The organism is Acidovorax sp. HMWF029 (assembly GCF_003060895.1).
Taxonomy (GTDB): Bacteria; Pseudomonadota; Gammaproteobacteria; order Burkholderiales; family Burkholderiaceae_C; genus Acidovorax.
In genome coordinates this window covers 1-11,750 of sequence record NZ_QAIH01000201.1, presented here as the reverse complement: position 1 = coordinate 11,750, position 11,750 = coordinate 1, and the positions used below count along the sequence as shown (strand labels likewise).

The window sequence follows — 11,750 nt, the reverse complement described above, 5'->3', positions numbered from 1 at the left end:
AAAATTTGGATGTTGTGGTGCTGCGTACCCTGCAGGGCTGGCGGGCGGCAGGGCGCCGCGCGCTGCTGGCCACGGTGGTGCGCACCTGGGGCTCGTCGCCCCGGCCGGTGGGTTCCATCATGGCGCTGTGTGAGGATGGCGCGGTGGTGGGCTCGGTGTCGGGCGGGTGCATCGAGGACGACCTGATCGACCGCCACACCCGCGCCTATGCGCAGGCGGCTTCGGCGGCGCCCGATGGTGCCCACAGCATCCCCAGCGGCCCGCCGTCGTTTGTCAAGTACGGCATCAGCGCCGACGAAGCCCACCGCTTTGGCCTGCCCTGTGGCGGCACACTGGAGTTGCTGCTGGAGTACGACCCCGACCCGGCCTTGCTGGCCGAGTTGATTGCCCAGCTGGCCGCCGGGTGCCTCATGCAGCGCACGGTGCGCCTGGCCGATGGCGCCGTGACCCTGGCGTCCACCCTGGCGCCCGAGGAACTGGTGGTGGATGGGGTGCAGCTGACCAACACCTTCGGGCCCGAGTACCGCATGCTGCTCATCGGCGCCGGGCAGCTCGCCGAGTACCTCGCCACCATGGCTTTGTTCAACGGCTTTGCGGTGACGGTGTGCGACCCGCGTGAGGAATATCGGGGCAGTTGGAGCGTTGCGGGCGCCACGGTGGTGAGCGACATGCCCGACGACGTGGTGCTGGCCTTCAAGCCCGACCGCCGCAGCTGCGTGGTGGCACTCACGCATGACCCCAAGCTCGACGACCTGGCGCTGCTGGAGGCGCTGAACACCGAGGCGTTCTATGTGGGCGGCATCGGCTCGCGCCGCAACAACGAAGCCCGCCGCGCGCGCATGATCGAGCACTTTGACCAGACCGAGGCCAGCCTTGTGCGCCTGCGTGGCCCGATCGGCATCTACATCGGCAGCAAGACGCCACCCGAGATCGCGGTGAGTGTGATGGCCGAGATCCTGGCCGTGAAGAACGGCGTGACTCTGCCACGCGACATGGAGGTGGCCCAGGCCAAGAACGAGCGCGAACTTGCGCACAACGACCCGGGCGCGCGGGTGTGTGGCATGCGGTAGCGCCGGGTGTCAGTGCTGCATCGGCGGCACATGCGTCTGCAGCTGCCGCTGCACATGCCTGAGCAGCCCTTCGCAAGCGTCTTCCACCAGGTCCAGCACCTCCTCAAAGCCCTGGCTGCCGCCGTAGTACGGGTCGGGCACCACAGGACTGTCGAAGCGCAGGCAAAACTCGGTCAGGCGCCGCAGCTTGTGGGTATGTTCTGGCGGACATTGGTCTTGGGCTAATGCCAGGTTGTCCCAGTCCATCGCCAGGACCAGGTCGTGGCCTGCAAAGTCTGCGTCCCTGATCTGCCGGGCCCGCAGGTCTGACAAGTCATACCCCCGTTGCGCCGCGTGGCGCTGGGTGCGGTGATCCGGCGCTTCGCCCGGGTGGTAGTTGTGGGTGCCCGCCGAGTCCACCCGCACCTGGTTTGCCAAACCACTGTGAATCATCTTGTGCCGGAACACGGCGTGGGCCGTGGGGCTGCGGCAGATGTTGCCCATGCACAAAAAAAGCACTGAGTAGGTGGCGACGCGGTCCTGCATGTCGTTGGTCCCGGCGGTGTTCAAGCGGACATGACCACCGGGCCACCTTTGGCAATGCCGCGCTGGTAGGCAGGGCGGGCTTCCATGCGTTGCTTGTAGGCCTGCAGATGGGGGCTGGCGCTGGCGTCGTTGGCGCGAGACAGCAGGGCCTCTACCGCAAAACTCATCTGAAAATCGGCCATGGTGAGGTGCTCGCCCGCAAACCAGCGGTGGGTGGCCAGGTGTGCTTCGATGAAGGCCAGCGCGCTGTCCACGTTGGGGTCGATGAGTTTCTTTTGCACCGTGCCACACAGCTTGCGCGCAATGGGTTTCACGAAGAAGGGCATCGGCTGGGTGGGGATGGTCATGAACACCAGCTTCATCACCAGCCAGTTCATGAGAGAACCTTCGGCATAGTGCATCCAGAAGCGGCACAGGCGGTGCTCCGGCGTGCGCAGTGCGGGCTGCAGGTGGGCCAGGTCGCCGCCAGCGCGGGCTCCGTAGGTTTCCACCAAGTATTCGATGATCGCGCCTGATTCGGCAATGACTTCGCTGCCATCTGTGATCACGGGAGATTTGCCCAGCGGATGAATCTTCTTCAACGCGGGCGGTGCCAGTTTGGTGGCTTTGTCGCGTTGGTATATCTTGAGTTCGTAAGGCTCCCCGAGTTCTTCCAGAAGCCAGAGAATGCGCTGGGAGCGCGAGGTTTCGAGATGATGGACGGTTATCACGGCGTGGTCCTGAGCAAGTGGTTAGAGCTGGGTCAAGAATGCCCGAAGCTTGCTCCAATGGTCGAGACATTGGTCAACAGCGAGTTGGGCAGCTGCGTTCTCCAGCTGCCGCGCCCACATACTTTGCTTTGGGTACCCCAGTGTCAGCAGCACGGTGGCCAGGCTGTGGGCCAGGCGGCGCAGGGCAGGCAAGTCCTGCGCGGCGCAGGCGGCATCGCCCTGCCGAATATCTGCCGGGAACTGCTGCAGGCAACTGGCGCGGTAAGCCTTGAACAAGAGCTCGTCGCCTGCAAAATGGGTGGCAATGGCTTCGGCTTCGGTCTCGGTCCGGGCTGCAGCGGGGATTGTCTGGGTGGCTGGTGTTGGCGTTCCGCAAGGAGGTGCATCAGCCATTGAGGTCATGGTCAATGCGAGGGCATCGCGCACGCAGGTTTCCAGTTCCAGCACCGAGGTGGGCTTGGAAAGCATCCGCCACACTTTCATCGCGCTGAGCTGGTCACGCACGGCGGGATTGAGCCCAGCGCTGAAGACGGCCACAGGTATCGGGTGGCCTGGGCTTGGCTCGTGCAGCAGCCGCTGCACAAGGTCGATGCCGGACTCGCCGGGTAGCATGAGGTCGGTGATGATGAGCCGGGTGTGGAGGGCCTTCAGCGCTTGCATGGCGTCGCCCACATTGGTGCAGGTGACTAGCTCGATGGGAAGCTCTTCCAGTGCCAGTTGCACGAAGCGTGCAATGGAGGCGTCGTCTTCGACCAGCAGGACCCGGGGCAGGTTCATGTCGGCACCAGGCCCGGTGGCAGGCATTCCGCCAGCGCTGCAGGCAATTCGGCCACCAACCGGGGCTTGTGGATCACCTTTACACCTTGCAGGGCAAAGGCATAGGGCTCTCGCTGCGATTCGTCCAGTGAGGTGACGACAATGAGGTGGCTGCTCGCAAACTGCGCGTGTGATCGCAAGGTGGTGATCAGGGTCGCGCCGTCGATGCCCGGCAGCAGGATGTCCACGATCAGCACGCGGGGCTGGATCTGCCCATACAGCGCCAGCCCCGTGATCCCGTCGTTCGCCACTTGTAGCGTGGCCCCCGGAAAGTGCTGCTTCACGATCAGCCCCACCAAGTTCTGGAAATGGACCGAGTCCTCAATCAACAGAATCTGTGGCGCCTGTACCGAAGCCAGTGCGGTGGACTTGGCAGGAAGCACTTGGGTACGCGTGGCTGTAGCCGGTGGGGGGGCAGGTGCGTGGGAGGGGCTGCCAGTGCCCGCCAAGCCATGGGCGCTGGCCCAGCGCTCCACAGAGGTTCGCGATATTCGCCGGTGTCCACCAGGGGTCTTCCAAGCCTCGAGCTCGTTGCGGTCCACCATCAGCTGGACTGACCGGACTGCCATTCCAAGGATTCGGGCAACTTCGATCGTTGTGTAGTGGTTCGGTGCCTGGCGCTCCGGTGGAAATTTGTCAGATTGCATAGTTCACGCATTTTGGCTGAATTTTTTATCGTTGGCATCTTGTATTTGATAAAAATGATTGATATGATTTAATCAATCGAAAAAAAGCTTGGTGCTGTGATTTGCTGCTCCAATTGATTCATTTCCTGGAAAGGGGCCTGTCGTGAAAAAGATCCTGATCATTGAAGACCACATGGATATCCGCAAACTGCTCAAGATGACGCTGGAGTTTGATGATTTCGAGATCCACGAAGCCGCCACCGGGGATGCAGGCTGGGCACTGGCCCGTGAACTGCAGCCTGACATAGTGCTGCTGGATGTAATGATGCCTGGCGCCTTGAACGGCCTGGATGTGTGCAGCCGCATCAAGTCCGATCCCGGGATGCGGCACACCAAGGTTATCTTGCTCACGGCGCGGGTGCAGTCCGACGACAGGGCTGCGGGCTTTGCGGCCGGGGCGGATGACTACCTGATGAAGCCTTTTAGTACCTTGCAGGTTCTGGAAACGATTTACCGCATGGAGGCGGCGTTGTGATCATGACCGCCTTGGTACAACCGGCGACCCTGTCGGAGGAGGGGGCGCGCTGCTTCGACGAAGCCGCCGCAGCGCAGATGGAGCGTTTTGTAGACGACTTCGGCCGCATGTATCGCGAGCGCAACGAAGCCTTGCGCGAAGTCACCCGGGCTCACCATGAAGCCTTGCTGCATCTGTCTGCGGCTGCTGATCTCAAGGACGATGACACGGGCATTCACATCGTGCGCATTGGGTATCTGGCAGAAGCCCTGGCTTTGGCCATGGGACAAACAGCCGGCTTTGCCCGCATGCTGCGCAAGGCTGCGCCTATGCACGATGTCGGCAAGATTGGCACACCCGACAGCGTGCTCAAGAAACCCGGCAAGCTGACCCCCGAGGAGCGGGAGATCATGAACGGCCACGCAGCTATGGGGGCGAAGATATTGGGGCGCTCTCGTATTCCGGTGTTCCGCATGGCGGCGGAGGTGGCACTGACTCACCATGAACGCTTTGACGGCTCAGGCTATCCGGCGGGTCTCGCGGGGGATGCGATACCTTTGTCTGGACGCATCACTGCCGTCGTCGATTTTTTTGACGCGCTGACCATGGACCGCGTTTATCGCCCCGCCTTCAGCGTAGAGGAGGCGCTGCGGATGCTAGTGGCAGAGCGGGGCCGCGCCTTTGATCCGGCGGTGGTGGATGCCTTCCTGGCACACGCCGAGGACATCAATGCCCTGCGTTGCAAGATCACGCAGGAGTGCCCGTCGTTCGATTTGCTGATTGACTCGCCCTAGGGGTAAACATGTGCTGGAAAAAGCCGAATTACAAGGAGTCCATATGCTGATGTCCTGTGTGAATCAATGGAGCGTGGCCGTGGGCCTGTGCACGGCCTTGGTCGCCACAAGTGCCGCTGCGGGCCCGGTGCTGGATCGTGTGCAGGGCCAGGCCGTGGTGAAGGTCTGCATCTGGCCTGACTACTACGGCGTGACCTACCGCCACCCGCGCACGCAGGAGCTGGTGGGCCTCGACATTGAGCTGTCGGCGGAGCTGGGGCGCGACCTCAAGGCCAAAGTTGAATATGTAGAGTCCTCATTTCCCACGCTGATCGAAGACTTGCGTCAAGACCGCTGCGATGTCGCGATGTTTGCCGTCGGCATGCTGCCCCAGCGCATGGAAAAACTCGCTTTCACGCAGCCCTACATGCAAAGCGACATATATGCTGTCACCACCAAAAGCAACGTGGTAATCAAACAGTGGACCGACATCGACAAGCCGGGGGTGATGGTAGCCGTTCAGGCAGGTACGTTCATGGAGCCCATCATGGCGCAGCGCCTCAGAAGTGCCACCTTGGTGAAGATCAGTCCCCCCGCAACCCGCGAGCGTGAACTTGTCGCTGGGCGCGTGGATGTGTTTATGACTGACTATCCCTACAGCAGGCGCTTGCTGGACAACGCGGATTGGGCCCGCCTGATCGAGCCCTCTGAGCCCTTTTCCGTGCTCCCCTACGCCTACGCGGTGAAGCAGGGTGATGCTGCGTGGCTCGCTGCTGTGGATGCCTTTGTGTCTCGAATAAAGGCAGACGGCCGGTTGCTACGCGCAGCGGGCCACCACGGACTCAAATCGATTGTGGTGCGTTGATGGGCTCTTTGCTCATTCTGGAGCGTTTGTCCACGAGGGTTTTTTTGTGGATGTCGAATGCGAGTCACATGGTCCTGCTGGCAGGCGTGTTGTCTGCGCTGGCGAGTCTTCTTGCGGTGGGGGCGCTGGCCCTGAATGACTTTCGCAGCGCACGGGCCAATGATCTGTCGCACGCCACGATGCTGGCCCGCATCCTGGAGGACCAGGCCACGAGGACCTTCGAGACCGCGGAATTGGTACTGGAGGCGCTAGCCATCGCGCCGGCGCTCAATTCTGTTACGGCAGATCCCCGGCGGATGGAGGAAGCTTTGACCCAGGCTTTGACTGGGTTGTCCTTTCTGCGCAGCCTGGCCGTGCTGGACCCTGGTGGGCGCATTGTGGCCAGTACACAGAAGGGGGATGCGGAAACGTTCTTGGATATGTCTCGGCTCGGAGGCAAGGCTATCTTTGGGCGCGGCATCCTGGGCTCCTTGACCCCGGGACGTAGCTTGCAGGCACTCCGGCTTCATGGGGTCGCTCCACCGGCGCCTGCGGGGGTAGCTTTCGTGCCGATGCTGTACGGCTACAAAAACGAAGCCGGGCACGAGTTGACGTTGGTCGCTTTGGTCAACCCTGATTCGCTCTCGAATTTTCAACATTTGACATTGGAGACCGATAGTTTTGATTCGGTGGTGACTTCTTACGGCGGTCAGGTGCTTGCGACATCTGGGGCCGCGGCCGGGTTTATGGGGACGTGGGTCCATCAGCGCCTTCCTGTTTTCACACAGTACCTGCCGGGCAAAGAGCACGCAGCCTACATGGGTGCGGGTGTACTGGGCGAGAACCAGATCGTCGGATTTCGCGTGTCGGCCACCAAACCGCTGTTGGTGATTGTTGAAGAATCTTCGCGCAGCGCGGTGCAGCGCTGGTTGCGTGAGGCACGTGCCCTGCTGGGCATTGGTATCGCGCTGGTTCTGCTGGTGCTCGGGTTGACCTATGTGGTGTGGCGAAGTGTGAGAACCCGAGAGTTTGCGCGCCGTGCGGTGGATGCGGCGCATGCCCGCATAGCTCGGAATGAGCGAGAGCTTTCGGTGCTCATGCGCAGTGTTCAGGAGTTGATCTTTCGTACCGATGCCGATGGTGTCATCACATATGTCAATGCCCATTGGACGGCCTTCACCGGAGATGCAGCAACGCGTGCCAGGGGGCAGAATCTGCGGGACATAGTGGTCCCCTTGAGCCGCGCGGACGTTGCCAGGGTACTGAACCCAACTTCTCCCGAAGGGGTGCGTACCTGCCAAGTTGTGCTGAACCTGGGGGAGAGCAAGGAGATGATGTTGCAGCTTGCTGTTGTCCCGTTGCTTTCTGAAGGGCGTGTGACTGGCTTTGCAGGCAGTGCGGTGGATGTGACTGAGCGTTGGATAGCGCAGCAGCAGTTGCAAGCGCAGTTGGCGTTCCAGGACTTGTTGCTGGAGACCAATCCGCTTCCGATCTCGGTTACCGATGACCAGGGGCGGTTCGTGTTGGTCAACAAGGCCTGGGAGCACTACCAAGGGTGGCAGCGAGCAAAGGTGCTGGGTCGAGAGCTTGTCTCTTGCCTCCCCGCCGACGAGGCCAAGGTGCACCAGGCCTCGAACGTTCAGCTGCTACGTTGGGGCGGGCGGGCATTGTTAGAGATCAAGGTCCGCCATGGAGATGGATCTCGGCGCGACACCCGGATCGCCAAGGCGGCGATTGAAGATGAACATGGCCGGGTGACCGGGGTGCTAAGCATTCTGATGGACGTGAGCGAGTTTCGCGAGGCGGAGCGCGCCACCCGAGAGGCTCGCGATGCAGCCGAAGAGGCGTCGCGGGCCAAGTCGGAGTTTGTGGCCAACATGAGCCATGAACTGCGCACCCCGTTGCAGTCCATCCTTGGATTCGCCGAACTGGGCATGTTGCGTGGGCGCACTCAGCCCAAGCTGGCCGAGATGTTTGAAGACATCCATCTTGCGGGCAAGCGCATGCTGACACTGGTGAACGACTTGCTGGAGGTTTCGAAGCTGGAGAGCACGGTGGGAACTTTTCACCTGGAGCGCATCGACCTGCGCGGCGTGGTGCGTCCTGTCATTCGCGAGCTGGAGCCCCTGCTGGAACGCAGCCATCTGATGATGGACGTGGATTTGTCCGATACGCCTCTAGTGGCGAAGGCTGACCCGCTGCGCTTTCAGCAAGTGATCCGCAATGTGGTGGCCAACGCCATCAAGTTCTCGCCACCGGGCAGCACCATCACGCTGCAGGGCTTTATGGATCCGCAAGGCCAAGCTCACTTGGTGGTGCAGGACGAGGGGCCGGGCATTCCGGAGTCCGAACTCGAGACTATTTTTGAGGCGTTTGTGCAGTCGAGCAAAACCAAGGACGGCTCGGGGGGCACGGGCCTGGGGCTTGCTATCTGCCGCAAGATCGTGGAGGCGATGGGAGGGCAGATCTACGCCCGAAACGTGCCAGCCAGCGGTGCTGCCTTTCACATCATCCTGCCGGCCCGGGGACAGACGGAAACCTTGCCTGCATCCCTGGAGCTGGAATAGTCGAATTGTGGCAAGCAGTCCACTAAAGCAGGCCTTCTGCAGAGATGCAGCGTTCAGTCACACCCTCTTTGGCGCTATCTGTCGGGGCTTCACTGGTAGTGCCTACAGTAATAAGCCCGGTTGATCCTTTGAGCTTTCTCGCCGTACTGCTGAGTGATCTCGGAGGTAGCGGGCAATGGCCTGCAGTACACCGGTGAGATCACGCTGAACGGCGTTGAACTGGGCGCTGCGCTCACGGCTGGCTTCGTCCATGTAGATCGGCCGCCGGATTTCCACCTGCATGCTGTGCCGCTGGAGTCCGGGCTGGCCGATCTGGGCGATGAGCTGCACGCCCTTGTAGGGGTTGTTGCGCGCCACCGTGTACCCCCGGGTTTTTAGTTCTTGCTCTACCAGGTCCACGAAGGCTGGCTCGCAGGTGGTGCCGTCGCGGTCGCCCAGCACGAAGTCGGCCAGGGGGTGTGCGCTTTGGATCTGCAGCCGCTCGTAGGCGTTGTTGGGCATCGAGTGCAGGTTCAGGTGCCAGACGGCGCCGAATTGCGCATGGGTGCGCTCGATGGCGCTGGCAAGAGCCTCGTGGTAGGGCTGGTAGCAGCGTGTGATGCGGCCCTGTACCTCGGCCACCGGGAGTTTTCGGGAGTAGATGGGGGTGGTGGCGTTCACGTTGCGCCAGATGAGGCCATAACCCAGGCGGGTCTTTTCGCTGGGGGCCAGCGGCGTAGGCCAGGGCGCTTCGAGCAATTCCGGGTCCAGGTCGTCAAGCGTGCGGTTGGCATCGATATAGCTGCGCGGGAAATGCGCCGCCAGCAAGGTGGCGCCCACGTCCGGTGCCGCCTGCCAAAGGGCTTCCACATGGGTGTCTTCAGCGGCGCGCAGCAGTGCGCGGGGGATCGCGTGGCCGAAATCTTCCGGGTAGATGGTGCCACTGTGCGGGGAGTCGCAGACGAGCGGGATGGCAGACGCCACCGGGGTGCGCAGGGTAAATGCAGGTTGCCCGTTGTACATGTGCAGTGCGCTCATTCTGCCGTCAGCTTGGCGACCTTTGCCACGCGCGCATAGCGCTCCAGCGCCTGCTGGATCTGCATGCCGAACTGCGCCGGCGTGCCGGGAATCAGGGTGGCGCCTGCGTCGTCCATCTTCTTGATGAAGTCGGGTTTTCTCATGGCCGCGTGGATCGCCTGGTTGAGTCGGTTGACTACCGGGGCAGGTGTGCCCGCTGGGGCCACCACACCGAACCAGCCCCCTGAGCCCATTTCCTTGAAGCCCAGCTCGCTGTAGGTCGGCACGTCGGGCAGCAGGGCCGAGCGGCTGTCCGACAGCACTGCGAGAGCGCGCAGACGGCCTGACTTGATATGGGGCAGCGCTGAAGGCAGATTGTCGGTGATGCCATCGACCTGTCCGGCGACGGCGTCGTTGAGTGCCATGCCCGCGCCTTTGTAAGGGACATGCAGCAGCTGGATTTTGGCCAAACTTGAGAAATGCTCGACGTTTGCATGCCCCAGTGAGCCTGTACCCGGAGAGCCGAAGGTGTACCTGTTGGGGTTGGCACGGGCCAGCGCGATGAACTCCTGCATGGTCTTGGCGGGGAAGTTCGCGTGCACCGCGAATACGCTGGGGACGGTGGCCACGTTAGAGATGGGGGCAAAGTCCCGCAAGGCATCGTATTTCATACGGCTGCCATACGCGGCTGCGTTGGAGCCATGCGTGCTCATCGTGGCCATGCCCAGGGTGTAGCCGTCCGCGCGTGACTTGGCCACTTGCTCCATGCCCAGTGACCCGCCAGCACCCGCTTTGTTCTCCACCACGATGGGCTGGCCCAGCTCACGGCTTGCAAATTCGGCAATCAGCCGGGCCGCCAGGTCGGTGGAGCCGCTGGGCGCAAAGGGCACGATCAGCTTGATGGGCCGGTCTGGGTAGCTTGCCTGCGCGTGGACCATGCCGCTCCATGGTGCAACGGCCAGCATCAGCAGCGCGGCCCGGCGGACGGGTGAAAAAGGGGAGTGGATGGTTGCCATGGTGGTGGGTTGTCGCGGTGGTCAAAGGGTGCCGACAAGTCTCCTGCGAACAGCGAGTGCCCGCAAACGACAGTCTTGCATTGCCGCATTACCATTGGTCATACAACCGTCATCGCGCCATTGCTTTAGCTTTCGCCTCTTTTCACGCTTCTGTGCCCTATGCGTCTTCATTCCGCATCCATGTCTGAGCTGCATGCCTTTGTCACGGTGGTGCGCACGGGCAGCTTTTCGCGGGCGGCTGAGGAACTGTGTGTGACGCAGGGTGCCATCAGCCGGGCGGTGGCGCGGCTGGAGACCCATTACGGCAAGGTGCTGCTGCGGCGCAGTGCGCACCAGATGGTTCTCACCCAGTCTGGCGAACAATTGCTAGAGGCCGTGAGGGAGCCTTTGGCCGCGATTGAAGCGGCAAGTGAGGTGCTGCGCGTCGGTCCCTCGCAGACCATGGAGCTGGTTCTTTCGGTGGTGCCCACATTGGCCAGTGTGTGGCTGGTGCCGCGCCTGCCGGATTTCCAGGCCCGGCACCCCGAGGTACGCGTGCGTTTCGTCCCTTATCGGAAGGACGAGGATTTTTCTGGTCCCACACCGCATGCCGCCATCCTGACCGGCTTGGGGCCGTCGCAATGGCCCACCTGGGAGTGCGACTACCTCATCGGCCGCGAAGTGGTGCCCGTGTGCCACCCTGCACGTGCAGCCAGGCAATGCTGGCGGCGCCCCGCAGATCTGGTTGCCGAACCCTTGCTAGCCCATTCCACCTCGCCTGGAAACTGGGCCCAGTGGCTGCGTGCCGCCGGGGTCGAAGGGGTGGAGCCCGAACTATCGACGGTGTTCGATCAGGTTTCCATCCTGATCCAGGCGGCCTTGGCCGACATGGGGGTGGCGTTGGTGCAGCGCTGCCTGGTGCGTGCGGAGCTAGAGGCGGGCCGGCTTGTCACGCCGTTTGACCTGCCGATCAGCCTGCAGCGTGGCTACTTTTTGTGCCGCCTGCCCGGCCGCCACACGGCGGCCAGCTTGCCAGTGTTTCGTCAGTGGCTGCTGGAGATGGCGCGCAGGGACATTGGGTCGATGCCTGTGTAGGGCCTGGTTGGCAAAGCGTGCACATAAAGCAAAAAGCCCTCTTGCGAGGGCTTTTTGCAAAGTACCGGTGTTGCACCGGCCCATGGCGATCTGGCGATCAGCCGCCCTTCTTGGAGCGCTTGCCAGGGTTCTTCTTGCTGCGGGTTGCCACACCGCGCTCCAGGCTCACGCGCTGGCCGCGGCCGGGGGTGGCCAGTGTGTAGCCGGGCAGGGGCGTTG

General features: G+C 62.3%; 12 protein-coding genes. 6 read left to right on the top strand and 6 right to left on the bottom strand.

Annotated features, from left to right (window positions below; genetic code table 11):
• Window positions 1-1,070 (top strand): XdhC family protein (locus DBR12_RS14085; protein ID WP_233244515.1); only part of this gene is annotated, 1,070 nt, incomplete at its 5' end.
• A 9-nt stretch (window positions 1,071-1,079) separates the two neighbouring features.
• Here DBR12_RS14085 and DBR12_RS14080 read toward each other — a convergent pair.
• Genes DBR12_RS14080 through DBR12_RS14065 form a run of 4 tightly spaced genes read right to left on the bottom strand, consistent with a single transcriptional unit; the run spans window position 1,080 to window position 3,768 of the window.
• Window positions 1,080-1,595 (bottom strand): low molecular weight protein-tyrosine-phosphatase, encoded by a 516-nt coding sequence (locus DBR12_RS14080; protein ID WP_108617834.1) that lies wholly within the window; start codon window positions 1,593-1,595, stop codon window positions 1,080-1,082.
• Between the two features lie 20 nt (window positions 1,596-1,615).
• On the bottom strand, window positions 1,616-2,305 hold the full coding sequence (locus DBR12_RS14075; RefSeq protein WP_108617833.1) for a glutathione S-transferase family protein: 690 nt from the start codon (window positions 2,303-2,305) through the stop codon (window positions 1,616-1,618).
• Between the two features lie 21 nt (window positions 2,306-2,326).
• Entirely contained in the window at window positions 2,327-3,082 is a 756-nt protein-coding gene (locus tag DBR12_RS14070) for a response regulator (RefSeq protein ID WP_158275003.1), read from the bottom strand.
• Window positions 3,079-3,768, bottom strand: a complete 690-nt coding sequence (locus DBR12_RS14065; RefSeq protein WP_108617831.1) for a helix-turn-helix domain-containing protein — start codon at window positions 3,766-3,768, stop codon at window positions 3,079-3,081. The genes DBR12_RS14070 and DBR12_RS14065 overlap by 4 nt, the downstream gene beginning before the upstream one ends.
• 142 nt (window positions 3,769-3,910) lie before the next feature.
• Here DBR12_RS14065 and DBR12_RS14060 point away from each other — a divergent pair, with 142 nt between their 5' ends.
• The 4 genes from DBR12_RS14060 to DBR12_RS14045 all read left to right on the top strand — a co-directional run bounded on the left by DBR12_RS14060 (window position 3,911) and on the right by DBR12_RS14045 (window position 8,445).
• Window positions 3,911-4,282 carry a response regulator transcription factor gene (locus DBR12_RS14060; protein WP_108617830.1) on the top strand — a complete coding sequence of 124 codons (372 nt, stop codon included), beginning with the start codon at window positions 3,911-3,913 and terminating at the stop codon, window positions 4,280-4,282.
• 2 nt (window positions 4,283-4,284) lie between these two features.
• Window positions 4,285-5,055, top strand: a complete 771-nt coding sequence (locus DBR12_RS14055; protein WP_108617829.1) for an HD-GYP domain-containing protein — start codon at window positions 4,285-4,287, stop codon at window positions 5,053-5,055.
• A gap of 43 nt (window positions 5,056-5,098) precedes the next feature.
• Window positions 5,099-5,899 (top strand): ABC transporter substrate-binding protein, encoded by an 801-nt coding sequence (locus DBR12_RS14050; protein ID WP_108617828.1) that lies wholly within the window; start codon window positions 5,099-5,101, stop codon window positions 5,897-5,899.
• Between the two features lie 68 nt (window positions 5,900-5,967).
• Complete coding sequence (locus DBR12_RS14045; RefSeq protein WP_233244514.1) at window positions 5,968-8,445, top strand: PAS domain S-box protein; 2,478 nt, start codon at window positions 5,968-5,970, stop codon at window positions 8,443-8,445.
• A 102-nt stretch (window positions 8,446-8,547) separates the two neighbouring features.
• Here the strand turns inward: DBR12_RS14045 and DBR12_RS14040 are convergent, their stop codons facing one another.
• Both DBR12_RS14040 and DBR12_RS14035 read right to left on the bottom strand, forming a co-directional pair.
• Window positions 8,548-9,462 (bottom strand): N-formylglutamate amidohydrolase, encoded by a 915-nt coding sequence (locus tag DBR12_RS14040; protein ID WP_108617826.1) that lies wholly within the window; start codon window positions 9,460-9,462, stop codon window positions 8,548-8,550.
• Window positions 9,459-10,406 carry a tripartite tricarboxylate transporter substrate binding protein BugE gene (locus tag DBR12_RS14035; protein WP_233244516.1) on the bottom strand — a complete coding sequence of 316 codons (948 nt, stop codon included), beginning with the start codon at window positions 10,404-10,406 and terminating at the stop codon, window positions 9,459-9,461. The genes DBR12_RS14040 and DBR12_RS14035 overlap by 4 nt, the downstream gene beginning before the upstream one ends.
• Window positions 10,407-10,616: 210 nt before the next feature.
• Between DBR12_RS14035 and DBR12_RS14030 the strand changes: the two genes are divergently transcribed.
• Window positions 10,617-11,531, top strand: a complete 915-nt coding sequence (locus DBR12_RS14030; protein WP_108617824.1) for a LysR substrate-binding domain-containing protein — start codon at window positions 10,617-10,619, stop codon at window positions 11,529-11,531.
• Window positions 11,532-11,750: the final 219 nt, after the last annotated feature.